The 24,172-nt window shown below is 67.3% G+C and carries 25 protein-coding genes; 16 read left to right on the top strand and 9 right to left on the bottom strand.

From position 1 onward, the window contains the following. Nucleotides 1–281: 281 nt before the first annotated feature. The gene (locus ASE28_RS02570) at nucleotides 282–920 is read left to right on the top strand and encodes a LysE family translocator (protein ID WP_057204655.1); all 639 of its coding nucleotides are present in this window, start codon (nucleotides 282–284) and stop codon (nucleotides 918–920) included. A gap of 17 nt (nucleotides 921–937) precedes the next feature. Here ASE28_RS02570 and ASE28_RS02565 read toward each other — a convergent pair whose 3' ends face one another. Beyond that, nucleotides 938–1,699, bottom strand: a complete 762-nt coding sequence (locus ASE28_RS02565) for an SDR family oxidoreductase (RefSeq protein WP_057264431.1) — start codon at nucleotides 1,697–1,699, stop codon at nucleotides 938–940. Nucleotides 1,700–1,802: 103 nt separating this feature from the next. Between ASE28_RS02565 and ASE28_RS02560 the strand changes: the two genes are divergently transcribed. Together ASE28_RS02560 and ASE28_RS02555 are read left to right on the top strand one after the other, a co-directional pair. Further along, nucleotides 1,803–2,741 carry an AraC family transcriptional regulator gene (locus tag ASE28_RS02560; protein ID WP_057264428.1) on the top strand — a complete coding sequence of 313 codons (939 nt, stop codon included), beginning with the start codon at nucleotides 1,803–1,805 and terminating at the stop codon, nucleotides 2,739–2,741. Between the two features lie 162 nt (nucleotides 2,742–2,903). Next, entirely contained in the window at nucleotides 2,904–3,332 is a 429-nt protein-coding gene (locus ASE28_RS02555; protein WP_057264426.1) for a hypothetical protein, read from the top strand. A gap of 132 nt (nucleotides 3,333–3,464) precedes the next feature. Here ASE28_RS02555 and ASE28_RS02550 read toward each other — a convergent pair whose 3' ends face one another. Beyond that, nucleotides 3,465–4,703 (bottom strand): type II toxin-antitoxin system HipA family toxin, encoded by a 1,239-nt coding sequence (locus ASE28_RS02550; RefSeq protein WP_235516028.1) that lies wholly within the window; start codon nucleotides 4,701–4,703, stop codon nucleotides 3,465–3,467. Continuing rightward, the gene (locus ASE28_RS02545) at nucleotides 4,687–4,959 is read right to left on the bottom strand and encodes a helix-turn-helix transcriptional regulator (RefSeq protein ID WP_057204782.1); all 273 of its coding nucleotides are present in this window, start codon (nucleotides 4,957–4,959) and stop codon (nucleotides 4,687–4,689) included. Before ASE28_RS02545 ends, ASE28_RS02550 begins: the two co-directional genes overlap by 17 nt. A gap of 138 nt (nucleotides 4,960–5,097) precedes the next feature. Here ASE28_RS02545 and ASE28_RS02540 point away from each other — a divergent pair, with 138 nt between their 5' ends. Next, nucleotides 5,098–5,712: a YdeI family protein gene (locus tag ASE28_RS02540; protein WP_057264422.1), complete on the top strand. Its 615-nt coding sequence runs from the start codon at nucleotides 5,098–5,100 to the stop codon at nucleotides 5,710–5,712. A gap of 9 nt (nucleotides 5,713–5,721) precedes the next feature. Here the strand turns inward: ASE28_RS02540 and ASE28_RS02535 are convergent, their stop codons facing one another. Next, nucleotides 5,722–6,618 (bottom strand): AraC family transcriptional regulator, encoded by an 897-nt coding sequence (locus ASE28_RS02535; protein WP_057264420.1) that lies wholly within the window; start codon nucleotides 6,616–6,618, stop codon nucleotides 5,722–5,724. Nucleotides 6,619–6,751: 133 nt separating this feature from the next. On the opposite strand from ASE28_RS02535, the gene ASE28_RS02530 reads away from it, so the two are divergent. Beyond that, nucleotides 6,752–7,528 carry an SDR family oxidoreductase gene (locus ASE28_RS02530; protein WP_057264418.1) on the top strand — a complete coding sequence of 259 codons (777 nt, stop codon included), beginning with the start codon at nucleotides 6,752–6,754 and terminating at the stop codon, nucleotides 7,526–7,528. A gap of 139 nt (nucleotides 7,529–7,667) precedes the next feature. On the opposite strand, the gene ASE28_RS02525 is transcribed toward ASE28_RS02530, so the two are convergent. Further along, entirely contained in the window at nucleotides 7,668–8,384 is a 717-nt protein-coding gene (locus tag ASE28_RS02525) for an SIMPL domain-containing protein (protein ID WP_057264416.1), read from the bottom strand. Nucleotides 8,385–8,601: 217 nt separating this feature from the next. On the opposite strand from ASE28_RS02525, the gene ompR reads away from it, so the two are divergent. The 3 genes from ompR to ASE28_RS02510 all read left to right on the top strand — a co-directional run bounded on the left by ompR (nucleotide 8,602) and on the right by ASE28_RS02510 (nucleotide 11,318). Further along, nucleotides 8,602–9,333: a two-component system response regulator OmpR gene (gene ompR / locus ASE28_RS02520; protein ID WP_007859588.1), complete on the top strand. Its 732-nt coding sequence runs from the start codon at nucleotides 8,602–8,604 to the stop codon at nucleotides 9,331–9,333. Nucleotides 9,334–9,345: 12 nt separating this feature from the next. Then, nucleotides 9,346–10,881, top strand: a complete 1,536-nt coding sequence (locus ASE28_RS02515; RefSeq protein ID WP_235516027.1) for a sensor histidine kinase — start codon at nucleotides 9,346–9,348, stop codon at nucleotides 10,879–10,881. A gap of 140 nt (nucleotides 10,882–11,021) precedes the next feature. Beyond that, nucleotides 11,022–11,318, top strand: coding sequence for a HigA family addiction module antitoxin (locus tag ASE28_RS02510; protein ID WP_057264412.1), 297 nt, complete (start codon nucleotides 11,022–11,024; stop codon nucleotides 11,316–11,318). 15 nt (nucleotides 11,319–11,333) lie between these two features. Here ASE28_RS02510 and ASE28_RS02505 read toward each other — a convergent pair whose 3' ends face one another. The 4 genes from ASE28_RS02505 to ASE28_RS02490 all read right to left on the bottom strand — a co-directional run bounded on the left by ASE28_RS02505 (nucleotide 11,334) and on the right by ASE28_RS02490 (nucleotide 15,220). Next, nucleotides 11,334–11,729: a hypothetical protein gene (locus ASE28_RS02505; protein WP_057264409.1), complete on the bottom strand. Its 396-nt coding sequence runs from the start codon at nucleotides 11,727–11,729 to the stop codon at nucleotides 11,334–11,336. Then, entirely contained in the window at nucleotides 11,726–12,523 is a 798-nt protein-coding gene (locus ASE28_RS02500) for a hypothetical protein (protein ID WP_157421831.1), read from the bottom strand. Before ASE28_RS02500 ends, ASE28_RS02505 begins: the two co-directional genes overlap by 4 nt. Before the next feature lie 193 nt (nucleotides 12,524–12,716). After that, nucleotides 12,717–13,157, bottom strand: a complete 441-nt coding sequence (locus ASE28_RS02495) for a nuclear transport factor 2 family protein (RefSeq protein ID WP_057264405.1) — start codon at nucleotides 13,155–13,157, stop codon at nucleotides 12,717–12,719. Between the two features lie 38 nt (nucleotides 13,158–13,195). Beyond that, complete coding sequence (locus tag ASE28_RS02490) at nucleotides 13,196–15,220, bottom strand: NADPH-dependent 2,4-dienoyl-CoA reductase (protein ID WP_057264403.1); 2,025 nt, start codon at nucleotides 15,218–15,220, stop codon at nucleotides 13,196–13,198. A gap of 182 nt (nucleotides 15,221–15,402) precedes the next feature. Here ASE28_RS02490 and ASE28_RS02485 point away from each other — a divergent pair, with 182 nt between their 5' ends. From ASE28_RS02485 to ASE28_RS02450, 8 genes are all read left to right on the top strand, one after another. Then, nucleotides 15,403–15,948 (top strand): PadR family transcriptional regulator, encoded by a 546-nt coding sequence (locus ASE28_RS02485; protein ID WP_057204786.1) that lies wholly within the window; start codon nucleotides 15,403–15,405, stop codon nucleotides 15,946–15,948. A 173-nt stretch (nucleotides 15,949–16,121) separates the two neighbouring features. Then, nucleotides 16,122–17,675: a DUF4331 domain-containing protein gene (locus ASE28_RS02480; RefSeq protein WP_057264400.1), complete on the top strand. Its 1,554-nt coding sequence runs from the start codon at nucleotides 16,122–16,124 to the stop codon at nucleotides 17,673–17,675. 17 nt (nucleotides 17,676–17,692) lie between these two features. Next, on the top strand, nucleotides 17,693–17,932 hold the full coding sequence (locus ASE28_RS02475; protein WP_157421830.1) for a hypothetical protein: 240 nt from the start codon (nucleotides 17,693–17,695) through the stop codon (nucleotides 17,930–17,932). Nucleotides 17,933–18,056: 124 nt separating this feature from the next. Further along, nucleotides 18,057–19,196, top strand: a complete 1,140-nt coding sequence (locus ASE28_RS02470) for a hypothetical protein (RefSeq protein ID WP_057264396.1) — start codon at nucleotides 18,057–18,059, stop codon at nucleotides 19,194–19,196. Beyond that, the gene (locus ASE28_RS02465; protein ID WP_082607858.1) at nucleotides 19,196–20,416 is read left to right on the top strand and encodes a HupE/UreJ family protein; all 1,221 of its coding nucleotides are present in this window, start codon (nucleotides 19,196–19,198) and stop codon (nucleotides 20,414–20,416) included. Before ASE28_RS02470 ends, ASE28_RS02465 begins: the two co-directional genes overlap by 1 nt. A gap of 158 nt (nucleotides 20,417–20,574) precedes the next feature. Further along, the gene (locus tag ASE28_RS02460) at nucleotides 20,575–22,686 is read left to right on the top strand and encodes a TonB-dependent receptor (RefSeq protein WP_057264392.1); all 2,112 of its coding nucleotides are present in this window, start codon (nucleotides 20,575–20,577) and stop codon (nucleotides 22,684–22,686) included. 140 nt (nucleotides 22,687–22,826) lie between these two features. Then, nucleotides 22,827–23,186, top strand: coding sequence for a hypothetical protein (locus tag ASE28_RS02455; protein WP_057264390.1), 360 nt, complete (start codon nucleotides 22,827–22,829; stop codon nucleotides 23,184–23,186). A 375-nt stretch (nucleotides 23,187–23,561) separates the two neighbouring features. After that, nucleotides 23,562–23,999, top strand: a complete 438-nt coding sequence (locus ASE28_RS02450) for a copper chaperone PCu(A)C (protein WP_082607857.1) — start codon at nucleotides 23,562–23,564, stop codon at nucleotides 23,997–23,999. Nucleotides 24,000–24,172: the final 173 nt, after the last annotated feature.

Raw genomic sequence — 24,172 nt, 5'->3', positions numbered from 1 at the left:
TGACTTTCTCTTGGCGACGCAAGAGAAAGTTACTGCGCCGCCGGGCGCACACCCCGGCCTCCGTCCTCTATCAAAGCATGCGGCAACCACCACCCAACAAGCGATGCAGCTCGCATCATGGTACGTCGCGCAGCGAAGAATCTCTTCCACCTGCGGTGACATCATCTCCCATTGCAGGGGTCAATCAAAACTCCAGCAACACGCCAACGCCAACTCACCGAAAATACCCCCTGGCGCTGTCCGCAGCAGCCGACGAACGACGACGAAAGCCCCCCCTGACCATGACCCTCACCCACTGGCTCCTTTTCTGCGGCGTCTCCCTCCTGATGTGCTTCACCCCCGGCCCCGCCGTGCTGCTGGCCGTGTCCAACTCGATGGACGTCGGCCCCAAACGCACGGCCTTCAGTTCGGTGGGCAGCTCGGCCGGCATCTACGTGGTCTCGGGCCTGGCGATGATCGGCATGGGCGCCATCCTCAGCATGTCGGCCAACGCCTTTCTCGTGATGAAGGTGGTGGGCGCCATGTACCTGATCTGGCTGGGCGTCAAGCGCTGGCGCAGCAACGACGCGCTGATCAGCAGCGATGCCGGCCAGGCACCCACGGACCGGCGCGAGCGCAAGAACTGGCAGCTGGTGGCGCAGGGCATGGGCGTGTCGCTCACCAACCCCAAAGCCATTCTGTTCTTCTCGGCCCTGTTTCCGCAGTTCATCGTGCCGGGCCAGCCGCTGTTCACGCAGTACCTGCTGCTGACCACCACCTTCGCCGTCTGCGCGCTGATCTCGCACGCCTTCTACGTGGCGCTGATCTCGCTGGTCAAGCGCCACGTGGTGGCGCGCGCCAAGCTGTTCAACCGCGTGGTGGGCGGCACCTTCATCGCGCTGGGGCTGGGCCTGCTGAACACGCGGCACAAGCTGGGCTGAGCCCCGGCCTGCGTTGCCTACGCGCCCGCCAGCGCCACCGCATCTGCCCCCGCCGGCAGGCGCATCGGGGCCACCTCATCCGTCACCGCGCGCCACACCGCCTCGGCCACATCCTGCGCATGGGTAACCGGCGTGGCCGTGTCGCGCACGGCGGCGAACACACGGTCGCGAAAATCGGCATAGGCCTCGGGCACGCTGCCCGGGCCCATGCGCGGGCGGGCGTTGTCGCCAAAACGGGTACTGGGCGCGCGGCCGGGCAGCACCAGGCGGGCGCGCACGTTGAAGGGCGCGAGCTCCAGCGCCAGCGATTCGGTGAAGGCATTCACCGCCGCCTTGCTGCCGGTGTAGACCGACAGCAGGGGCAGCGGCAGCAGCGTGACGCTGGAGGTGACGTTGACCACCACGCCCGCACGCCGCTCGCGCATCTGCGGCAGCACGGCCTGGGTCATGGCGATGGTGCCGAGCACGTTGGTCTCGAAGACTTCGCGGGCATGGGCCATGGCGATGCCTTCGAGCGGTGCCAGCAGGCCGATGCCGGCGTTGTTGACCAGGGCGTCGATGGGGCCTGCTTCGGCAGTGCAGCGGTGGATGCTGTCGGCATCGGCCACGTCGAGCGGCAGCACGCGCAGGCGGTCCGACGGTGGCAGCAGGCCTTCGCGCGGGGTGCGCATGGTGGCGATGACGCGCCAGCCCTGGGCCAGGAAGAAGCGCGCCGTCTCCAGGCCGAAGCCGGACGAGCAGCCGGTGATGAGGACGGTGGAAGGGGTGGTGGTGGACATGGGTCAGGGACTCCGTTGGGTTGACGATGCCTGGATGGTAGGAACGCCCACCTGGATTGAATACACTCGCAAGTCCATCCTTTTGTCGAAAGAGTCCAGCCCCATGAGCACCCCGGCCGTCGATCCCCTGGCGGAAGTCGTCTCGCTGCTGCGGCCCGCCGCGCCGTTCTCCAAGCTGGTGGTGGCCTCGGCCCCCTGGGCGGTGCGGCGCAGCGAGACGGGGCGGCCGTTCTACTTTGTGGTGCTCGAAGGCAGCTGCCAACTGACCATCGACAGTCCCGCGCGCAGCGACACCCTCACGCTGCACCAGGGCGACTTTGCGCTGATACCCGCCGCGCGCAGCTTTGCCACCAGCAGCCTGGACCGCGATCCGCCGCGCGAGGGCGAGGCCGTCACCACCCCCATCGCACCCATGCCGGGCGGCGCCCGCGTGGGCGACCCCGATGCTGCGGTGGATGTGCGCATGCTGGTGGGCCACTGCGTGTTCGAATCGCCCGACGCGGCCTTGCTGGTGCCGCTGCTGCCGCAGTGGCTGCATGTGCGCGGCGAGCGGCGCCTGGCCACCCTGGTGGAGCTGGTGGGCGACGAGTCGCGCAGCGACCGGCCCGCGCGCGAGATCGTGATGGCGCGGCTGCTCGAAGTGCTGCTGATCGAGGCGCTGCGCTCCTCGGCCCGCACCATGGCCGCGCCCGGGCTGGTGCGCGGCCTGGCCGACCCGAAGCTGGCCATGGCGCTGCGCCGCATGCACGAGCGCCCCGCACAGCCCTGGACCATGGGCCAGCTGGCGCAAGAGGCCGCCATGTCGCGCAGCGCCTTCTTCGGGCGCTTTCACCGCGCGGTGGGCATCGCCCCCATGGAATACCTGCTGGCCTGGCGCATGGCGCTGGCCCGGCAGATGCTGCGCCAAGGCACGCTGGCGATGGCCGAGATTGCCGAACACGTGGGCTACAGCTCGGTCAGCACCTTTGGCGTGGCGTTCACGCGGCATGTGGGCATGCCGCCGGGGCGGTATGCGAAGGACGCAACAGGCGCCACCGCGTAGCACGCACTGGGTAGCGTGAACCACGGCCCGCACGCGCATGCTCGCATTCCCTGAGGTGCGGGCGCAAGGCGGCTCCTACAATGGCATCGCCCGCCAATCGGCCCGGTGGCATCCCACCTCGCCGGCATGGCCGCAATCCCCACTGCAGGGAGGAAAACCGCCATGTCCGCCGCCCTCTTCGCCGCCATGTTCTTCACGGTGGCCCTGCTCGTCACCACCGCCTACTTCATCATGGGGTCCCTCCCGCTGCTGGTGCTCAAGCACGACACGCCGCTCGACGCGCGCTTCGTGCGCGGCTTCTTCAACCTGTACTACCGCGCAGCGCTGGTGACGGCCACCGCCACCGCAATCAGCTTTGCCGCCGCAGGCCGCCCGGGCATCGCAGCTGGGGCTGCGGCCCTGGCGGTGCTGTCCATCGTGCTGCGCCGCCAGGTCATCCCCAAGATGGATGCGCTGGGCGCGCAGATCCAGTCGTCCACAGATTGCATGAACGCCATCCCGGGCTTTCGCAAGACGCATGTCACGGCCATCGCGATCAATCTGGCGCAGTTGGTGGTGATCGTGTGGACGCTGATTGCGTTCAGCAAGTAAGAGCGGATAACAAAACTCAGCGAAGCGGTTCTGACTAGGCGCTGCGCCGCAGGCAGTACGTTAGTACGACAAGGCGCAGCAACGACGCCAGAAGAGTTTTGTTAGCCGCTCTAAGTAAGTAACGCTGCGTTTTCAGCGCGCGTGCGCCAGACCTTCGTCCCAGGCCTGCGACATGTCCCTCCACAACGCCTTCGGCACCCGTGGGTCCCCCCTGGCCTCTTGCAGGGTGGTGCGCATGGCATCGGCAATGCGTGCAAGCACCAGGGCGGGTTGGGCCACGCCGCATACCTTGCGGCCAAACTCCAGCAACTCTTCAGTGGTCGGGTAGGTCTTGGTGCGGTGCCTGCCGGCAAACAGCTTGAGCGCCAGCGTCCTGTCTTCCAGCTCCGGCCCGCCCGCGTACTGGGTGTAGCGGTAGATGGAGGTCGTCACCACATCGAACATGGGCGCCAGCCAGGCCTCGGTGGCTGAGCGGTACAACAACCCGAAGTTCTTCAGGTGCGCATCGCCGTTGCGCACCATCACCGAAAACGCCACCTGCTCGTAGAACCGGTGCAGGTTGTCGCTGTGCAGCTGCAACTGCCGCAGTAGCTCGGCAACGCGCTGGTAGCTGCCCTGGTATTTGCGGTCAGACAGCACGTCGCGCACGCGCAGACCCGCCAGCGCCGCAATGTCCTCGAAGCCCAGCCGCTCCACCTGCCCATCGCCCTGCACCACCAGATCGAAGCGGTCGAGCACCAGCATCTGGCCATCGTCGGACAAGGCAAACGATGGCACGCCGATGCCGGCCTGCCTGGCGGCGCTCATGCACAGAAACTCGTTGGCTGCCAGGCCCGGGTAGGCAGGGCTGGCGGCCTTCACGATGAGCGAAGGAATGGGCACCGTCGGGCGGTCGGGCACCATGATCTTGGGCTGCATGCCGGCAATGCCAGCGCCCGTGCTCAGGTAGGCCGCCACCAGTTCGTCGAAAACCGCAGGTGTGTACCGGGTGCCCAGCAACTCGCTCTTGCTCAATGTACGGGGCATGGGCGCTGCGGCCTGCCCCGGCAGGCCAAAGCCCAGCCGGCCGATACCATTGCGCCCCACCAATGCCAGCATGTGCATGGGCGTCATCGGCTGCTTGGGGAACAGCTCGCGGATACGCATGAACAGGTCGCCTTCGGGCAGGTTCTGGTCCATGACAGGGAACAGGTCGCCGTCCTGCCAGGTCAGTTGCTCTGCGGGTGGCATCAGCAGGGCCACGGCCGGCTGACCCGGGTCCGGTGTGAGATAGCGAAACTCATACGTGGAGGCCTTGAGCAACTGGCCCGCGTTGAGCCGGCCACCAATCGAGACTTCCAGCAGGCGGATCTTTTCAGGGAGCATCGCCATCGTCATCCATGAAACGGCGCGATACCTCGTGCGCCGAAGGCATGCCCGCGCTCTCGATGCGCATCGCCAGGCCCAGGGCCCCCAGAACGGCCAGAAGGGAAGACACGGTGGTGTCCTCGCCCGCCTCCAGCCGGTAGACCACCTCGCGCACCTTGCCCGCCTTGTCGGCCAATGCAGACTTGCTCATGCCCAAGGCCTCCCGGCGCTCACGCAATTGCGCACCCAGTTCGTCTGGCAGCCTTATTTTGTCAGTCATGGCTTGCATATTACCCATTAAATACATCACTTGTCAGTCATAACTTGCAATGCTAGGATTTCTGCATTGGCGCAAGCCGGCATCGCGAAAGGTTCCCATGGCCCTCGACAGGACGCAGCCCCCTGGGCGCAATCGCTGATGGCAGCCGTCATCGTCGACCCCTCCAAGGTGCGTGAATTTGCCGACGCCCAGGCCTTCCACACCTGGCTGGGCCGCCACCACGACCAGGAAACCGAGGTCTGGATCAAGATCCACAAGCTCGCCTCGGGCATGCCCTCCATCACCCCCAAGGAGGCCATCGACGTGGTGCTGTGCTGGGGCTGGATCGACGCGATCCGCAAGGGGCTGGACGACACCAGCTACCTGCAGCGCTACACCCCGCGCGGCAGGAAGAGCGTGTGGAGCCAGATCAACGTCGACAACGTCGCGCGCCTGATCAAGGAAAAGCGCATGACGCCGCACGGCCTGGCGCATGTCGATGCCGCCAAGGCCGATGGCCGGTGGGACCGGGCCTATGGCAGCGGCAAGGGCCTGAAGATCCCCGACGACCTGCAGGCCGGCATCGATGCCGACCCCAAGGCGCGCGAGATGCTGGCCACGCTGACCGAGCAGAACCGCTTTGCGCTGGCGTTTCGGGTGCACAACCTCAAAACCGAGGCGGGGCGCAGGAAGAAGATCGAGGCCTTTGTCGCCATGCTGGCGCGCGGGGAGACGATTTACCCGCAAGGCAAAAAGCCGAAAGAGGCCTCCTGAAGCCTCGGCTCACGCTGCCTCCCGCGCCCTGCCCCGTGCGGCCTGCGTGTCCCGCACCGGGGGCAGCCCGAACAGCCGCCCATACTCGCGCGTGAACTGCGGCACGCTCTCGTACCCCACCGCAAAGGCCGCGCTGCTGGCGCTGGCGCCCTCGGACAGCATGAGCCGGCGCGCCTCGATCAGGCGCAGCTGCTTTTGGAACTGCAGGGGCGACAGCGACGTGACGGCCCTGAAGTGCTGGTGGAAGGACGAGGGGCTCATGTCCGCCAGTGCGGCCAGGCTTTCCACCGGCAGGGGCTGCGCGAAATCGGTGCGCAGCACGGCCACGGCGCGGGCCACGCGCTGGGCGTGGCTGCCGGGCCAGCCCAGGCGGCGGATGGCGGCGCCGTGGCGGCCGGCCAGCAGCCAGTAGTGCAGCTCGCGCACCAGGGGGGCGTGCAGCAGGGGCACGGCCTCGGGCCGCTCCAGCAGGCGCATGAGGCGCAGGGCCACGTCGGCCACCTCGTCGTCGGTGGGGTCCACGCGCACGGGGGCATGGTCGCCCAGGGGCGCCGCGCCCATCTGGGCCGAGAGGTCGGCGATCACCGGCAGGTTCAGCTCCAGCGCGATCGACAGGTAGGGCGCTGCAGCGCTGGCGCGGGTGATCTGGCTCACCGTGGGCACGTCGGCGGTGATCAGCAGCGACTCGCCCACCGTGAACTCGAAGGTCTGCGGCCCCATGGCCACCTGCTTGCTGCCCTGCAGCACCAGGCACACCAGCGGGTGCGAGATGGCGTGCAGCAGCCCGCTGGGCTCGGTGGCGCGCACCACGGTCATGCCCGGGATGGGGGTGGGCATCACGCCGGGCTGGCGCACGTGGGCATCGGCATAGCGGCTCACGGCCTCGAAGAGCAAAGGTGACGTCATGCTGCCAAGCGTAACGCTTTGTAGGAGCTTTGGCACTGGTTTTGGAGAATCAGGCAAGAATTGAAGGGGTTTCGGCAACACTGCCGGGGGCTTGCGCCAGACACTGGATTCCGTCACCCACAGGAGCCCAACCATGACATCCAGCACCACCGCAACCCCCACCATCACCCTCGTCACCGGCGCCAGCCGGGGCCTGGGCCGCAACACCGCGCTGAGCATCGCCCGCACCGGCGGCGACGTGGTCGTCACCTACCACAGCAAGGCCGACCAAGCCCAGGCCGTGGTTGCCGAAATCACCGCCCTGGGCCGCAAGGCCGTGGCCCTGCAGCTGGACACGGGCGACGTTGCCAGCTTCACAGGCTTCACCGAGCGCCTGCGCGCCGCGCTGCAGGCCACCTGGCAGCGCAGCACCATCGACCACCTGGTCAACAACGCCGGCCACGGCGACTACGCCGCGTTTGCCGAGACGACCGAAGCCCAGTTCGACCGCCTGGTCAACGTGCATTTCAAGGGGGTTTTCTTCCTCACGCAGGCGCTGCTGCCGCTGATCGCCGACGGCGGGCGCATCGTGAACTTCTCCACCGGGCTCACGCGCCTGTCCCTGCCGGGCTATGCCGCCTATGCAGCGGCCAAGGGCGCCGTGGAGGTGCTCACGCGCTACCTCGCCAAGGAGCTGGGCGCGCGCGGCATTGCGGTGAACACGGTGGCGCCCGGCGCCATCGAGACCGACTTTGGCGGCGGCGTGGTGCGCGACAACCCCGCGCTGAACCAGCAGCTCGCCCAGATGACGGCCCTGGGCCGCGTGGGCGTGCCCGACGACATCGGGCCGATGGTGGCCAGCCTGCTCGATGCCAGCAACCGCTGGGTCACCGCGCAGCGCATCGAAGTCTCCGGCGGCCAGGCCCTGTAAAGCGGGCCTGCCTTCAACCGGATAGCGTCGTTGGAGAGCCTTGCCGTGCCACGGCACTGTCTGCGGCTCTCCGCCTAGCTCTCCGGCTGAACGCAGACCCGCGAGAGTCCTGGAACTTCCATTTCAAGGGAGCTTGGCTTCAGCGCATTTGCACCGAGCCGGAGACGGTGACCACCACCTGCGCCTTGCCCGCTTCCACCGGCACGGCGGAGTCGGAGAACGACGAGGCCTTGGCCTCCATGCCCATCATGCGCGGGCGCGGGCCGGGGGACATCTCATTGCTGTTCACCGCCACTTCGCGCAGGCTGTAGTTGGCAAAGCCGAAGCCCTTGGCCAGCTCGGCCGCGCGCGACTTGAACTGCTCGATGGCCTGGGTCTGGGCCTCGCCCTCGACCTTGGCGCGGGCCTCGCGCGACAGGGCAAACGCCACCTGGCTGATGGCCATGGTCTGCACCTTGCCGGCCGTGGTGGTGATGCGCGAGAAGTCACGCCCCTCCAGCACCAGCTCGGCGCGGCCCTGCCAGCCGTTGATCTTGCCGTCCTTGGCATAGCGCGGGTACAGGCCGAAGGGGCCCGTGCGCACATCGAGCTGGCCCTGCTGGGCATTGCGCTTGGCCTCGGCCAGGGCGGCATCGAGGGCCTGCTTGAGCTGGGCCTGCACGGCGCTGGCGTCAGCGCCCTCCTTGCTCGTGGCAAGGGTGACCACCAGCAGGTCCTGCTGTGCCTCCACGGTGCCCGTGGCCGACAGCTGCACCACATTGCGAAGCTCTTGCGGCGCCGTGGCCTGGGCCATGGCGGTACCGGCGCAGGCCAGCAAGGCGGCGGTGGTGATCAGGCGGATGGCGATTCTTTTCATGGGTAAACCTTCGTCGATGAAAGGGGCGCGGCCAGCAACCGGGCCACGCAGGCCGCCACCATAACCGCTGTGGCAACACCCCCGGTGAACAGGGGGTGGCAACTGTGCGAAGCTCCGCAAAACTTGTAACAGTTGGTCAAAGATGACCCCAAAAACCGAACTTTGGCGTTCCAAGTAGTCAGAATCGGCTCTGTTACAAATTGGACTTGGGATCAACATGGCCACAACAACCAACCGCACCGACAAGATTCTCGTCGTGGACGACGACGCACGCATCCGTGACTTGCTGCGCCGCTACCTCACGCAGGAAGGCTTCGAGGTGATGGTCGCCGAAGACGGCAAGGCCCTCAACCGCCTGCTGCTGCGCGAAACCGTGGACCTCATCGTGCTCGACCTGATGATGCCCGGCGAAGACGGCCTGTCCATCTGCCGGCGCCTGCGCGCCGCCAACGACCGCACGCCCATCATCATGCTCACCGCCAAGGGCGAGGACGTGGACCGCATCGTGGGCCTGGAAGTGGGCGCCGACGACTACCTGGGCAAGCCCTTCAACCCCCGCGAGCTGCTGGCCCGCGTGCACGCCGTGCTGCGCCGCCGCCCCGCGCAAGAGGCGCCCGGCGCCCCGTCGGGCGACAACGAGGTGGTCAACTTCGGCCCCTTCACGTTCGACCTGGGCACCCGTGCCCTGCAGCGCAGCGGCGAAGAGCTGCCCCTGACCACCGGCGAGTTCGCCATGCTCAAGGCCCTCGTGCGCCACCCGCGCCAGCCGCTGTCGCGCGAAAAACTGGCCCTGCTGGCCCGTGGCCGCGAGTTCGAGCCCTTTGACCGCAGCCTCGATGTGCAGGTCTCGCGCCTGCGCAAGCTGGTCGAGGTGGACGCCGCCGCGCCGCGCTACATCCAGACCGTGTGGGGTGTGGGCTACGTGTTCGTGCCGGACGGCACGAGCTGATAATCGAGGGATATGTCCATTTCCGGCGCCAAGGGGCGGTCTGCTGCACCGCGCCCTTCTCCCCCCGTGACCGCGCCGACCGATGCCACCAGCCCGGCCCCGCTCGAAGCCGTGCGCCTGGCGCGCGAGCAAAAGGCGCGCGTCGGGCTCAACCTCTTCTGGCGCACCTTCTTCCTGCTGGCCCTGCTGCTGGTGGGCAGCATCCTGGCGTGGCTGCAGACGCTGCGCGCGCTCGAGTTCGAGCCCCGCACCCTGCACACCGCGCAGCAGATTGCCTCGCTGGTGAACCTGAGCCGCGCCGCGCTGGTGCACTCGGACGCGATTGCGCGCGTCTCGCTCATCAAGACCATGGCCGACCAGGAGGGTGTGCGCATCCTCCCGCGCGAACCCAAGGACCAGTTCGCCCTGCTCGACGGCACGGCACTGGGCAACCGCCTCACCGACGAACTCACCCAGCGCCTGGGCCCCGACACCATCGTGGCCCAGAGCGTCAATGGCGAGCCCGGCCTGTGGGTGGGCTTCAACATCAACGGCGACCCCAACTGGCTGCTGATGGACCGCTCGCGCTTCAGCCCTGCGGGCGGGCGCACTTGGCTCATCTGGCTCATCACCGCAGGCGCGCTGTCGCTGGCGGGTGCGGCCGCCATTGCCCGGCTGATCAACCGGCCGCTCAAGCAACTGTCGTACGCCGCCAACCGCGTGCGCGACGGCGACTTTGCCGCCAGCCACCTCGATGAGGAGGTGGTCACCAGCGAGATCCGCGAGGTGAACATCGGCTTCAACCGCATGGCGCAAAAGCTTGCCAAACTGGAGCAAGACCGCGCGGTGATGCTGGCCGGCATCTCGCACGACCTGCGCACGCCGCTGGCGCGCCTCAGGCTCGAAACCGAGATGAGCGTGAACGACGACGTGGCGCGCGAGCACATGGTGGCCGACATCGTGCAGCTCGATGCCACCATCGACAAGTTCCTTGACTACGCGCGGCCCGACCACGTGACCCTCACGCCCGTCAACCTGCATGCCGTGGTGTCGTCGTGCGTGTACGCCGTGCAGGACCACCGCGAGCTGCAGATCGCCATGACCATCCCCGAGGACCTGAACGTGCTGGCCGACGAGGTGGAGCTGGCCCGCGTCATCTCCAACCTGCTGGAGAACGCGCGCCGCTACGGCAAGGGCGACGACACCGGCGTGGCCAACGTCGACATCGTCGCCAAGGGCCGCGAGAACTGGGTGCTGGTCAAGATCCGCGACCACGGCCTGGGCGTGCCGCCCGAGCAGCTGTCCAACCTGACCAAGCCCTTCTTCCGTGGCGACTCGGCCCGCACCGCCGCCGCCGGCGCAGGGCTGGGCCTGTCGATCGTGGACAAGACGGTGCAGCGCATGGGCGGCATCTTCGCGCTGGCCAACAGCAGCACCGGCGGCCTGGTGGCCCACATCCAGCTGCAGCGCGCCAGCGAGCTGCCCGATGGGGTGGACCCCAAGCAGCGCCTGCAGCGCCCCAGCATCAAGCGGCACCTGCCGCGCCGGCGGGCGGAAGACAAGGTGTAGAACACCTGTTCCCGCCACGGAAAAGAGGACCGCGCCTGCCTGGCCCGTTCCTCTTTTTTGCGCAGCACTGGCAACGCGACAAACCATGCATCGGATACTCCCGGTACCACGCCTCCATGGGTGCAGTAAGGTCGCCTGATATGAGCAAGTCTCTCACCCTCCCCACCCCGGGCAAAATCCTCGCCTTGGAGTTCCTGAAGCCCATGGGGATCACCCAGTACCGTTTAGCCCAGGCCATCCACGTACCGCAGACCCGCGTCGCGGCCATCATCAAGGAAGGCCGGTCGATCACTGCAGACACTGCCCTGCGCCTGGCGCGCTTCTTCGGAACCACGGTGGAGTTCTGGCTCAATCTCCAGAGCCAGTACGACGCCGACACAACGCGGGCAGCCGTTGCTGCAGACCTGGAGACTATCAAGCCGTTTACAGCGGCTTGAGATCGCCACAGCGGCTCAGATCCTCCCAGCCAGAATGTTCCTCGCGTCCGTCATCAGTATGGCGGCACTACCCTGCGACACGTTCGAGTTCTGGTGGTAATCGGCGGTGACGCGATCCGCATGCATGCGCCTCAAACGCCTGCCCCGCCGGATTGACTCCGCCTTCTGCTCAGTGGTCAGCCGATCTCCTGGGTTCTCCAACTTGGCGAAGAACTTTGCATGCGTCCCCTTGCGCTCATCAGCGACAGGCACATGCCCCGTGTCCGGCAGCGCGTCATACCAGTCCTTGCAGTCATGGTAGGCCGCGTAGTACGCCCGGTTGATCGCCGTCCGGATCCTCATCTCTGGCAGCGGATTCGACTTCATCATCTCTTCTGCGAAGTCGTAGAGGTCTTGCGGCCGGAAGCTCACTGTGCGGTCCCCGTTCTCAATGTTGCAAGCCAGTCATCGACGCGAGTGCCAATAAATCCGACGGTGAGAGGCACGGTGTGCAGGCCTTTTGCGATGACCAGATCGTCAAACTCGCGGTTCATTTGCGATGCATAGTCAGGGGTGACATCAACCTCGTATCGAATGCTTGCCCACCCGGTGAACTCGTCGAAGTCGGCGATCGGATACAGCCCCGTCCAAAAAAGCCGATGATCCCGGAGTACATCGCCTGCAAGATCAAGCAGTTCTGCAAACTTTGCGTCCTCAACGGGTGAGTCCGCCATCTCGCTTGTCAGCCTGCGAATCGTCCCGAAATCCCCATAGTTATCGAGACTGACGTTCATTTTCTCCGCCTCCCCGAGCAGTCTGCGAGCAAGCTTGAAACCACCCAAAGTGACTGCCGTTGGGATGCCGACCGGTAGATTCAACCGCTGTTCTGAACCCAGCCATACAAACTGTTTTAACGCCTTGGACACATAGCCCAGGTTCGAGTACGTTACACCACGCCACTCATCAACCAAGTCCCTGTCTGCGCCTCTCTGCAACGCCCGCTCATAATACTCATCAGCCCGATCTGCATCGCCGCAAATTTGCTCAAGAAAGCCAAGGCACGCCAATGCGTGCCCAGGCTTCGCAAACATCGATTTCTTCAGCTGATCACCCCATGCGATTACACGCTCATCATCCTTGTCTAGGAATCGCGTCGCGGACAGGATGAAATCCTTCATCTGATCGATGATTTCTTCGGAAATGGCTTTTGGGATAGGAGCAATCACGATTAAGGGTCCTTGAACCCTGCATGCTACAGCCAATCCCAAAACCACCCCAACGACATCTGCGCCCAAGTAAAAAGGCCGCCCATCAACACAAGGGCTCAGGGTAGGAGCCCTCTCAGGGCATGAAGGCCGGCGGCGCAGTGGTGGCGGTCATAGGCGTTGTCTCCTGTCTTTTCTCTTTTTTATGAACGCGTCAGGCCTTGGCTTTGAAAGCGGGCAACTTGTCACCCAGCCGCGCGCCCATTTCCGCCCCCAGCGCCTGCAGGCCGCTCAACGGCCGCACCATGACCTCGAACTCCGTGATCTGCCCGGCTTCATTGAAGCGCACCAGATCGATCCCCTTGAGCTGCTTGTCGCCCACGCGGGCGCTGAACTCCAGCACGATGTTCAGGCCGTCGTCGGTGGCCAGCTGGCGGTGGTAGGTGAAGTCCTCGAACACCTGGATCACGGTAGACAGGGCCAGCATCAGCGCCGGGGCCGAGGTGTAGGCCGTGTTGGCCATGGGCGAGCGGAACACCGCATCGGGGTGCACGATGGACAGCAGGTTCGACAGGTCGCGGCTGGCCACCATGTGGTGCCAGGTGTCGAGCGAGCGGGCGACGGCGGGGTGGATGTTCTTCAAGGCTTCGGTCATGGGGTGTCTCCTCGGGTGATGGATGTAAGGGGGGTGAATCAGATGGCGGCGGCGAGCGTAGTGCCCTGCAGGATGGCGCGCTTGGCATCGAGCTCGGCGGCCACGTCGGCGCCACCGATGAGGTGGGCGCTCTGGCCCGCGGCCAGCAGCGCGTCGTACAGTTCGCGCAGGGGCTCCTGGCCAGCGCAGACCACGATGTGGTCCACGTCGAGCACGCGCGGTTGGCCGTCGATGGTGATGTGCAGGCCGGCGTCGTCCACCCGGTCGTAGGCCACGCCCGAGCTCATGCCCACGTTGCGCGCCTTCAGCGAGGTGCGGTGGATCCAGCCCGTGGTCTTGCCCAACTGGTCGCCCACCTTGCTCGCCTTGCGCTGCAGCAGATGCACCTGGCGCGCGGGCGCCTCCACCTGCGCCGCGCGCAGGCCGCCGGCCTGGGCGTAGCCGGTGTCGATGCCCCATTCATCGTTGAACTTGGCGGGCGCCAGCGCCCCGCTCTCGCCTTCGTGCGTGAGGTACTCGCCCACGTCAAAGCCGATGCCGCCCGCCCCGATCACGGCGACGCGCTGGCCCACGGGCTTCTTGTCGCGCAGCACGTCCAGGTAGCTCAGCACCTTGGGGTGGGTGATGCCCTCGATGTCGGGCGTGCGCGGGCGGATGCCCGTGGCCACCACCACCTCGTCATAGCCCTGGCCGGCCAGCTCCTGCGCGGCCACGCGGGTGGGAAGGCGCACCTCCACGCCATGAAGCTCCAGCTGGCGGCGGTAGTAGCGCAGGGTCTCGTAGAACTCTTCCTTGCCCGGCACCTGCTTGGCGATGTTGAGCTGGCCGCCGATCTCGCTGCCCGCGTCGAACAGCACCACCGCATGGCCACGCTGCGCAGCAGTGACGGCAAAGCTCAGCCCCGCGGGGCCGGCGCCGACCACGGCGATGCGCTTCTTGGCAACGGCGGGGGCAATGACCAGCTCCGTCTCGTGGCAGGCACGGGGGTTGACCAGGCAGCTGGTGATCTTGCCGCCGAAGGTGTGGTCCAGGCAGGCCTGGTTGCAGGCGATGCAGGTGTTGATCTCGTCGGCCCGGCCCTGGCGTGCCTTGCGCACGAAGTCGGCATCCGCCAGCAGCGGCCGCGCCATCGAGACCATGTCCGCACAGCCCTCGGCCAGCAGGCGTTCGGCCACCTCGGGCGTGTTGATGCGGTTGGAGGTGATGAGCGGTATGCCCACCTGCCCCATCACCTGCTTCGTCACCCAGGCATAGGCCGCGCGCGGCACCTTGGTGGCGATGGTCGGGATGCGCGCCTCGTGCCAGCCAATGCCGGTATTGAGGATGGTGGCGCCCGCCGCCTCGATGGCCTGGGCCAATTGAATCACCTCGGCCAGCGTGGAGCCGCCCTCCACCAGGTCGAGCATGGACAGGCGGTAGATGATGATGAAGTTGGGCCCCACCCGCTCTCGCGTGCGCCGCACGATCTCGACGGGAAAGCGCATGCGGTTGGCATAGCTGCCGCCCCATGCGTCGTCGCGGTGGTTGCTGCGCGCCGCGATGAACTCGTTGATCAGATACCCCTCGGAGCCCATGACCTCCACCCCGTCATACCCCGCGTGCTGGGCCAGCGCGGCGCAGTGCACAAAGTCTTCAATGGTCTGCTCCACCTCGTCAGCCGTGAGCGCATGCGGCACATGGGGGTTGATGGGTGCGCGCAGCGCGCTCGGGGCCACCAGGTCGCGGTGGTAGGCATAGCGGCCGAAGTGCAGGATCTGCATCGCGATCTTGCCGCCCTCGGCATGCACGGCGGCAGTCACCTTGCGGTGCTGTTCGGCCTCGTGCTCGTTGACCAGCATGGCCCCGCCCTGCATGGGCCGCCCGCGCTCGTTGGGCGCAATGCCGCCGGTCACGATGAGCCCCACCTCGCCGCGCGCCCGCTCGGCATAGAAGGCGGCCATGCGCTCGAAGCCGTTGGCCACCTCTTCGAGCCCCACGTGCATGGAGCCCATGAGCACGCGGTTCTTGAGCGTGGTGAAGCCCAGGTCCAGCGGGGCGTGGAGGTGGGGATAGGGGGAAGCCATGGACGGCTCCCGGGTCGGTGCGAGGACGGCGTTCATCGTGGGTCTCCTTTTGTTTATGCAACCAGTTGCACAAATATAGCCTTGGCGCACCGTTTATGCAACTGGTTGCAGAAACAAAGAGAGCCCTCCGCGATTCAGGCAAGATCGGGGATTCCGAATTCCTGGCCGCCTCCTTCCGCCCGATGTCCCTGCCCCATGCCCTCCTCACCGCCCTGGTCGAGCACCCGTGCTCGGGCTCGGAACTCGCCGAGCGCTTCGACAAGTCCATCGGCTACTTCTGGCACGCCACGCACCAGCAGATCTACCGCGAGCTGGCGCGGCTCGAAGAGGCGCTGTGGATCGAGGCCCTGCCGGCCGAGACCGGCCGCGGCCGCAAGCGCCAGTTCCGCCTGCTGCCCGCAGGCCGCAAGGAGCTGCGCCGCTGGATCGCCGAACAGCACGACCCCACGCCCCTGCGCGACGAACTCATGGTGCGCCTGCGCGCCGAAGCCGCCATCGGCCCCACCGGGCTGGACAAGGAAATCGCCCGCCTCATGGCCCTGCACCAGGAGAAGCTGGCCGTCTACCAGCGCATCGAGCAGCGCGACTTTGTGGGCAAGGAGCTCAGCCGCGAGCGCCGCCTGCAGCACCTGGTGCTCAAGGCCGGCATCCTGCAGGAGGAGCTGTCGCTGGCGATATCGAAGGAGGCGCTGGAGATACTGGGCGGGGCTCCGGCACCGAAGTCCTGACGTCGTTTGGAGCAGTCCTTCAGGGCTGCCAAAGACTGCGCGAAGTACAGGCCAGAGATCTGCATTAGGTGTTAACCCTTGCGCTGCCAAATATCTGCATCCGCCTGGAAGTCCCGGCCGTATAAGAGGGCGAGCTATTGCGCTCACGGTCGAACACCCACGAGGAGATCTCCATGCGAATCAGGAAACTCAGTCTGTTGGCGCTTGCGGCGCTTGCCGCCTGCACTGCCGGCGTCAGCCTGGCATCCAGCCACCGAGAGGCGCCCTTCATCACGACCCAGCCCAAGGTCGATGGTGCGGACTTTTACCTCTTCAACAGTTACGAGGCGGGGCGTGGCGGCTTCGTCACCATGATCGCCAACTACCTGCCGCTGCAGGACCCCTATGGCGGGCCCAACTACTTCAGCCTGGACCCGAATGCGCTGTACGAGATCCACATCGACAACAACGGCGATGCGGCAGAAGACATCACCCTGCAGTTCCGCTTCAAGAACACGCTGAACAACGGCGGGGCCGGCATCACCCTGGACATCGGCCCGGACGGCGCCCGCAAGAAGGTGGCCATACCGCTGCGCAATGCGGGCGGGATCACGGGCGCTGCGGCAGACCCGGTGTCGTACCGCGAAGAGTACGAGATGTTCATCGTGCGTGGCGACCGGCGCACCGGCAAGCGCGAGCAGATCACCATGGCTGGTGGGGGCACCACCTTCACCAAGCCCATCGACTACATCGGCGAGAAGTCGCTGGGCAACGCCGCCGCCTACGACGCCTATGCCGGCAAGTATGTGTACGGCATCAACGTGCCCGGCTGCGCCACGCCGGGCAAGGTGTTCGTGGGCCAGCGGCAGGACCCCTTCCCGGTATCCCTGGGCACCATCTTCGACCTCGTGAACGCCCCAGCCGCCGTGATCACCAGCGAATCGAATGCGGCGGCCTTCGGCGCGGGCCAGATCGCCAACAAGAACGTCACCTCGCTCGCCGTCGAGATGCCCACCGGTTGCCTGACCGCTGCATCGGGCGAGAAGGTCATTGGCGGCTGGACCACGGCCAGCCTACGCCAGGCGCGCGTGCTCAACGGCAAGCCCGACTCCGGCCTGCAGGCCAGCGAAAAGTCCGGCGGCGCCTGGACCCAGGTGTCGCGCCTGGGTATGCCCCTGGTGAATGAAGTCGTCATCGGCCTCAAGGACAAGGACAAGTTCAATGCGTCCAAGCCCAAGGACGATGCCGCCAACTTCGCGGACTATGTGACCCACCCCACGCTGCCGGCCCTGATCCAGGTGCTGTTCGGCGCGCAGGCGCCCACCAACTTCCCGCGCACGGACCTGATGACGGCCTTCCTCACGGGCCTGCCCACCGTCAACCGCCCGGGAAACATCACGGCACTGGGTACCGGGGGGCCGCTGGCGGAAATGCTGCGCCTGAACACCGGCATTGCGCCCACGCCGGCCAGCGCGCAGAACTCGCTGGGCGTGGTGGCGGGCGATGCCGCCGGCTTCCCCAACGGGCGCCGCCTGGGCGATGACGTGGTCGACGTCTCGCTGCGCGTGGCCATGGGTGCGCTGTGCACCTTGACGGGAGCGACCGATGCGCTCAAGGTGGGTTGCAAGCCCGCCGATGCGCCTGCTGGCGCGGTTGAGTTCGTGGACGGTGCACGCACCAAGGCCAGCGACTACAAGACCGCCTTCCCGTACGTGAACACGCCGCTGCCTGGCGCCAAGAACTTCTGATGCGAAGGATGCACACCATGCCCAACATCACGATGCAAAAGGCCGCCCTGGTGGCGGTGGGAGCGATGGCGCTGACCGCCTGCGGCGGTGGCGGCGGCAGCGACAACGCCGGGCCCGACGGCGGTGCCGGAGCGGTGAATGCCTTTGCCTACACCCAGCCGATTGCGGCCAGTGTGCAGGACACGGCGGAACCCGTGGCCGTGGAACAGCTGGTGCTGTCCACCAGCGATACCGACGAGCCAGAAACCCGTCTGTGACCTCGCCAGGGGCGGTGACTGCATGCCTGTGCGTGCGGCCACCGCCTGTTCGACTGCGCGGGCCTGCGGCCTGTTTCTCGCCGCTTGCTCGCTGCCGACCATCCCTTCAACCCTGCGGATTTCTATGACACACCCTGCCCGCCTTTTCTGGGGGATAGGCCTTGCCCTGTGCTGCCTGGGCGCGGCCGCCGCCGCCGTGCAGGAGCTGCGCCCCGCGTCGGACACCGAGGTGATCGAGGTGCTGCCCGAGCGGGTCAGCCTTGCACCGGCCACGCCGCAGGCCGCAGCGACTGCCGCGCGCCGCTGGATCACGCTGGCGCGCGAGACCGCCGACCCCCGCTACCTGGGCCGCGCCCAGGCCGTGCTGGCCCTGTGGTGGGGCAAGCCCGATGCGCCCGCCGAACTGGCGGTGCTGCAGGCCACGGTGGAGCAAAGCCGCCATGAATTCGACGCTGCGCGCGCCACCCTGAAGCGCGCCCTGCAGGCCGACCCTGCGCAGGTGCAGGGCTGGTTGACCCTGGCCACGCTGGAGCGGGTGGCCGCCCGCTATGCCGAATCCGAGACCGCCTGCCGCAACGTGGCGCGCCATGGGGCTGCGCTGCACGCCACGGCCTGCCTGCTCGAAAGCCGCTCGCTGCAGGGCCAGAGCGACGCGGCACGCAGCGGCTTCACCGCACTCATCGGGCAGGCAGCGGACCCGGCAAACCGTGCCTGGCTGCTGTCGCTGCTGGCCGAGAGCGAGGAACGCGCCGGGCGCGACGACGCAGCCGATGCCGCCTACCGCAGCAGCCTGGCTGCGGCGCCCGACGGCTACACCGCCCTGGCCCATGCCGACCTGCTGCTGCGCCTGGGCCGCCCGGCCGCCGCCGTGGATGTGCTCAAGGCCCAGCCCGCCAGCGACGCCGTGCTGCTGCGCCGCGCCCAGGCCCTGCGGCTCATGGGCAAGACCGTGCAGTCGCAGGCCCTGGCCACCGAACTGCAGGCCCGGTTCGCGGCTCTTGCGGCGCGCGGCGAAGCGCTCGATGCCCATGCCCGCGAGCGCTCGCTGCTGGCGCTGTGGCTGCAGGGCCAACCCCGGGAGGCCTGGCAGGCCGCACAGGCCAACCTGGCCTTGCAGAAAGAGCCGCTGGACTGGTGGCTGGCGCTGCAGACGTCTGAGCAGTCCGGTGACGCCGCCGCCCACCGCACGGTGGTGCAGAGCTTTCAGCGCACGGGCCTGCAGGACGCGCGCCTGGCGCGCTGGCAAGCACGGGGAGACAAGTGATGCAGCCGTCGCTTTTTCAACGAACGGCCAGCGCGCTGCGGTGGCTGGCAATGGCCGGGACCCTGGCTGCCGCCTGCGCCGCAGCGCCCAGCGCCTGGGCGCACAAGGCCAGCGACGCCTACCTGCGGGTGGCCGGCGCCGGTGAGGCCGACTCCGCCCGCACCGACGCCGTGGCGCTGCAGCTGTCGCTGGCGCTCAAGGATGTGGATGCTGCGCTGGACCTGCTCGATGCCGACGGCGACCGCCAGCTCACCTGGGGCGAAATCAGGCAAGCTACGCCCGCAGTGGCCGCCTGGGTGGGCCAAGGCATCCGCTGGCAGTGCGGCAACGCCGTGCTGGCCCCGGCCTGGCGCTTCGAGGCGCTGGAACAGCGCACCGACGGGCGCTACATCCGCATGGCGGCCGCGCTCGACTGCGCTACCACGCAAGCGCTGGCGCTGGACTACCGCCTGATGCAGGGCATCGACCCCACACACCGCCTGCTGGTCAGCGGGCAACTGGGCGGCCAGCCGCTGGCCGCCGTGCTGGCACCCGACGGCCGCTCGCGCACCGACCTGCGTGCGGTGGGCGGCAGCACCGCCGCACCCGAGGCCGCAACGGCCCGCAGCGGCCCGGCCACGCTGGCGCACTTTGTGTCGGAGGGTGTGCACCACATCCTCGAAGGCTACGACCACCTGGCCTTTCTGCTGGCCCTGCTGCTGCCGATCACGCTGCTGCGCCGCCAGGGCGCGCCGCAGGCCGCGCCGGCGGCAGGGCCGTGGGGCGGCGTCAAGGCACTGCTGCTCACCGTGACCAGCTTCACCGTGGGCCATTCGGTCACGCTGGTGCTGGCGGGCCTGGGCTGGGTCACCGTCTCGGGCAACTGGGTCGAGCCGGCGATTGCCATCAGCATCGGTATATCGGCGCTGCTCAACCTGTTCCCGGTGAAGGGGCTGCGCAGCGACCTGCTGGCGCTTTGCTTTGGCCTGGTGCACGGGCTGGGGTTCTCGGGCGCGCTGGTCGAGGCCGGCGTCTCGGGCGGCCTGCTGGTCTGGGCGCTGGCGGGGTTCAACCTGGGGGTGGAGGCCGGCCAGCTCATGGTGGTTGCCGTGTGGTGCGGCGTCTCCCTGCTGCTGGCCCGCTGGGCGGGCTACCGCACCGTGGTGGTCAAAGGCGGCTCGGTGGCACTGATCGTGCTGTCGCTGTACTGGACGGTGCAGCGCGTGGCGTTCTCTGGCTGATACAGATTTGCCTTCAACCGTATAACGTCGTTGAGTCGCCTTGCCGTGCTGAAGCACTGTCTGCGGCTCCCCGCCTAGTTATCCGATTGAATGCAAATCCGCATGAGGGTGGGCCGGGAGCCTGCGCGGCAGGATTCCTGGACAATGAAAAGGCAGACATGAAGAATAAAGAGTTCTCTCGCACCACAGCGCCTCGCCCCCTGGCGCTCGGCATTCTGGTGGCAGGCATGGCCACCACGGCGGCCTGGGCCCAACAGGCCACGCACCTGCCCGAGGTCGATGTGCGGGGCCCCAGGGACGTGAGCATCGGCCTGGCCGACAGCGCCAGCGAGGGTGCGGTGGAGCGCGAGTCGTTCCAGGCGCGCCCCAAGCTGCGGCCGGGCGACATCGTCGAGGCCGTGCCAGGGGTCGTGGCCACCCAGCACTCGGGCGATGGCAAGGCCAACCAGTATTTTCTGCGCGGCTTCAACCTGGACCATGGAACCGACTTCTCGGTCACGGTGGACAGCATGCCGGTCAACATGCCGACGCACGGCCACGGCCAGGGCTTTGCCGACCTGAACTTTTTGATCCCCGACCTGGTCTCGGGCGTGCGCTACCGCAAGGGCCCCTACTTCGCCGACAGCGGCGACTTCTCCACGGCAGGCAGCGCCTCTCTGGACTACGTGAGCGCACTCGATGCACCATTCGCCGAGGTGACCCTGGGCCCCAATCAGCTGCGCCGCCTGCTGGCGGCCGGCTCGCGCACCCGGGACGACCAGACCTGGCTGGGCGCCATCGAGCTCGAAGGCAACGACGGCCCCTGGGAAGTGCCCGAGCGCCTGCGCAAGATCAACGCCGTGGTGCGCTATGCGCAGGGCTCGCCCAGCCGGGGCTTCAGCGTGACGGGCATGGCCTACCGCAACCGCTGGAACGCCACCGACCAGATCCCCGAGCGCCTGATCGACAGCGGCGAGCTGCCGCGCTTCGGCTCGCTCAACCCAACCGACGGCGGCAGCACCCGGCGTTTGAGCCTGTCAGGCAAATGGTTCGACAAGGGGCCCGAGGGCCAGACCCAGATCAGCGCCTACGCCATCGACTACCGGTTCGACCTGTTCTCCGACTTCACCTACTTCCTGCGCGATCCGGTCAACGGTGACCAGTTCGAGCAGTCGGACCGGCGCCGCGTGTTCGGCGCCCAGGCCTCGCACAGCCTGCCCAACCGGATCGCCGGGCTGGACGGTGTGCTCAGCGTGGGAGCACAGTGGCGCGGCGACCGCATCGCCGAGGTGGGCCTGTACAACACGGCAGCCCGCCAGCGCCTGTCCACCGTGCGCAACGACCAGGTGTCGCAGGACATGCTGTCGGTGCATGCGCAACAGTTCGTGAGCTTCACCGAGCGCCTGCGCGGCTACGCGGGCTTGCGCGGCGACCTGCTGCGCTACGACGTGCAGGGCCGCGAGGCCGTCTACGGCGCTGCCAACAGCGGCAGCGGCCACGATGCGCTGGTGAGTCCCAAGGCCGGGCTGGCCTGGGCCATCACCCCCGTGCATGAGCTGTACCTGAACACGGGCGTGGGCTCGCACAGCAACGACGTGCGCGGCGCCACCATCCAGACCGACCCGCAAAGCGGCCTGCCCGCAGACCGCGTGCCCGCACTGGTCAAGGGCCTGGGCAGCGAGATCGGCTGGCGCTACCAGCCTGGCGACGACCTGACCATCACCACGGCGCTATGGCAGCTCAAGCTCGATTCCGAGCTGGTGTATGTGGGCGACGCCGGCAGCACCGAGCCGGGCCGTGCCAGCTACCGGCGCGGCATAGAGACCACGGTGCGCTGGAAACCCCACGCCCGCTGGCGCCTGGAAGCCGATGCCGCCGTGTCGCGTGCACGCTTTCGCGGGCAGGCGCCCGAGGGCGAAGGCAACTACGTGGACAACGCGGTGGAGCGCGTGCTGGCCCTGGGCGCGGTCTACACCCAGGGCCCGCTGACTGCCTCGCTGCGCCTGCGCTATATGGGCCCGCGCGCGCTGGACACACTCAACTCCGTGCGCTCGCGCGCCAACACGGTGCTCAATGCCGGCGTGCGCTATGCGGTAAGCAAGCAGCTCACGCTGGGCCTGGACGTGTTCAACCTGGCTGGCAAGAAGGGCAACGACATCGAGTACCTCTACGCATCGTGCACGGCCGGCGAAGCGGCGCGCGGCGACTGCACGGGCGGCGGCATCGAGGGCCGCCACGTGCACCCCATGGAGCCACGCAGCGCGCGGCTCAGTGCGCGCTGGGCGTTCTAAAAGGGGCCCGCTTCAGCCTGTTGGCCAATGCCCCATACAACAGGCGGATTGTTGCTGGGTTTCTGATGGTGATGCTGCTGAGCACCGCGCTGGCCTGGGCATGGCGTAGAGCACCTGCATGCCGATGCGATAATCACGGCATGCACGCACTGCGCTCCTCGTCACTGCTGGCCCGCCTGATTCTGGCGTGGTTTGTATTGACCATGGGCGCAGCAATCGCATCGCCCATCGTCCATCCGCAAGCCATGGAGCTGGTGTGCACCACAGGCACCAGCGTGAAGCTGGTCGCAGTGACCGGCGATGCCGACGCCGTCCAGCAGGGGCACCATGCCCTGGACTGCGTGATGTGCCTGGGTGCCAGCGCACCGCCTGCGCAGCAGCAAGCCGCCGCATTGCACGACAGCCCCCTGGCACATGTCCTCAAGCCCGCCGTCGCAGCCACCCTGGCCGCCATGGTCGGAGCGCCCTTGCCCGCACGCGGGCCTCCCTCGCGTATTTGAAACCCGCGCATCAACGCGGTTGACGGCTGGCTGCAGCCACCGCACACGGTGCATTGCACCGCGTCGCCCCTGCACCGCCGCCAGAGACCAGCCCTGCCCTTGAGCACTTTGCGTAGAGCTTTTGCGGGTTGCCGAAAGGCGCCTGCACAGGGCCGTGAACGTGCGCTGGCCCATTTCCTGGGCAAGCCCGCGTGCGCGCCCCGTGCCCGGACGCCTGTGTCACGGCGCCAGCCCGCACCCCTTTGTCCGTCGCGCGACCAAAGCGCCAGGCCTGCGCGGAAAACTTGCTTCAGGTCCTGCATTCCGCGTGAATTTCAACCTCAGGAGATTTCAACCGTGACTCCCATCGCACGTTCCATTCTTGCCGCCGCATCCATGGCCATCCTGGCCAGCACGGCCAACGCCCAGGTCACCGTCAAGGACGCCTGGGTCCGCGCCACCGTGCCCCAGCAACAGGCCACGGGCGCTTTCATGCAGCTCAGTGCCGCCAAGGACAGCAAACTCGTCTCGGCCAGTTCGCCACTCACACCCGTGGTGGAAGTCCACGAGATGGCCATGCAGGACAACGTCATGCGCATGCGCCAGATCCCGGCCGTCGAGTTGCCCGCAGGCAAGGCCGTGGACCTCAAGCCCGGCGGCTACCACGTGATGCTGTTGGACCTCAAGCAGCAGGTCAAGGAAGGCGACACCGTACCGATCACCCTCGTGTTCGAAGGCAAGGACGGCAAGCGCGAATCCATGGAGATCAAGGCCCCCGTGCGCGCTCTCAATGCCGCAGCCAAGCCTGCAGCCCACGGCGATCACAAGCACTGACCACGCCACGCTTTGCACAAGGGCGCTTCGTCGCCCGACCCTTTTTGCCTGCCAACCCAAGGTGTTTCAGTCCATGGCCAGCACGTCCAAGGCACCTCAATGGTGCTGGCGCAACCCATGGACCCTTCGCCTGGCAGGCGTTTTTTTATCTACCCAAATGCCCTTGAATGGCA

This window comes from Acidovorax sp. Root219 (assembly GCF_001428665.1).
Lineage (GTDB): Bacteria > Pseudomonadota > Gammaproteobacteria > Burkholderiales > Burkholderiaceae_C > Acidovorax.
This window is presented reverse-complemented; position numbering and strand designations above follow the sequence as displayed.

Bases quoted from the DNA above. Each gene is read 5' to 3' on its own strand.
- ASE28_RS02510 (WP_057264412.1), top strand. From the start codon at position 11,022: ATGAGCAAGTCTCTCACCCTCCCCACCCCGGGCAAAATCCTCGCCTTG.
- ASE28_RS02495 (WP_057264405.1), bottom strand. From the start codon at position 13,157: ATGACCGAAGCCTTGAAGAACATCCACCCCGCCGTCGCCCGCTCGCTC.
- ompR (WP_007859588.1), top strand. From the start codon at position 8,602: ATGGCCACAACAACCAACCGCACCGACAAGATTCTCGTCGTGGACGAC.
- ASE28_RS02555 (WP_057264426.1), top strand. From the start codon at position 2,904: ATGTCCGCCGCCCTCTTCGCCGCCATGTTCTTCACGGTGGCCCTGCTC.
- ASE28_RS02535 (WP_057264420.1), bottom strand. From the start codon at position 6,618: ATGACGTCACCTTTGCTCTTCGAGGCCGTGAGCCGCTATGCCGATGCC.
- ASE28_RS02560 (WP_057264428.1), top strand. From the start codon at position 1,803: ATGAGCACCCCGGCCGTCGATCCCCTGGCGGAAGTCGTCTCGCTGCTG.
- ASE28_RS02475 (WP_157421830.1), top strand. From the start codon at position 17,693: ATGCCCAACATCACGATGCAAAAGGCCGCCCTGGTGGCGGTGGGAGCG.
- ASE28_RS02565 (WP_057264431.1), bottom strand. From the start codon at position 1,699: ATGTCCACCACCACCCCTTCCACCGTCCTCATCACCGGCTGCTCGTCC.
- ASE28_RS02490 (WP_057264403.1), bottom strand. From the start codon at position 15,220: ATGGCTTCCCCCTATCCCCACCTCCACGCCCCGCTGGACCTGGGCTTC.
- ASE28_RS02485 (WP_057204786.1), top strand. From the start codon at position 15,403: ATGTCCCTGCCCCATGCCCTCCTCACCGCCCTGGTCGAGCACCCGTGC.
- ASE28_RS02545 (WP_057204782.1), bottom strand. From the start codon at position 4,959: ATGACTGACAAAATAAGGCTGCCAGACGAACTGGGTGCGCAATTGCGT.
- ASE28_RS02480 (WP_057264400.1), top strand. From the start codon at position 16,122: ATGCGAATCAGGAAACTCAGTCTGTTGGCGCTTGCGGCGCTTGCCGCC.
- ASE28_RS02460 (WP_057264392.1), top strand. From the start codon at position 20,575: ATGAAGAATAAAGAGTTCTCTCGCACCACAGCGCCTCGCCCCCTGGCG.
- ASE28_RS02515 (WP_235516027.1), top strand. From the start codon at position 9,346: ATGTCCATTTCCGGCGCCAAGGGGCGGTCTGCTGCACCGCGCCCTTCT.
- ASE28_RS02540 (WP_057264422.1), top strand. From the start codon at position 5,098: ATGGCAGCCGTCATCGTCGACCCCTCCAAGGTGCGTGAATTTGCCGAC.
- ASE28_RS02450 (WP_082607857.1), top strand. From the start codon at position 23,562: ATGGCCATCCTGGCCAGCACGGCCAACGCCCAGGTCACCGTCAAGGAC.
- ASE28_RS02530 (WP_057264418.1), top strand. From the start codon at position 6,752: ATGACATCCAGCACCACCGCAACCCCCACCATCACCCTCGTCACCGGC.
- ASE28_RS02525 (WP_057264416.1), bottom strand. From the start codon at position 8,384: ATGAAAAGAATCGCCATCCGCCTGATCACCACCGCCGCCTTGCTGGCC.
- ASE28_RS02470 (WP_057264396.1), top strand. From the start codon at position 18,057: ATGACACACCCTGCCCGCCTTTTCTGGGGGATAGGCCTTGCCCTGTGC.
- ASE28_RS02455 (WP_057264390.1), top strand. From the start codon at position 22,827: ATGCACGCACTGCGCTCCTCGTCACTGCTGGCCCGCCTGATTCTGGCG.
- ASE28_RS02465 (WP_082607858.1), top strand. From the start codon at position 19,196: ATGCAGCCGTCGCTTTTTCAACGAACGGCCAGCGCGCTGCGGTGGCTG.
- ASE28_RS02570 (WP_057204655.1), top strand. From the start codon at position 282: ATGACCCTCACCCACTGGCTCCTTTTCTGCGGCGTCTCCCTCCTGATG.
- ASE28_RS02550 (WP_235516028.1), bottom strand. From the start codon at position 4,703: ATGGCGATGCTCCCTGAAAAGATCCGCCTGCTGGAAGTCTCGATTGGT.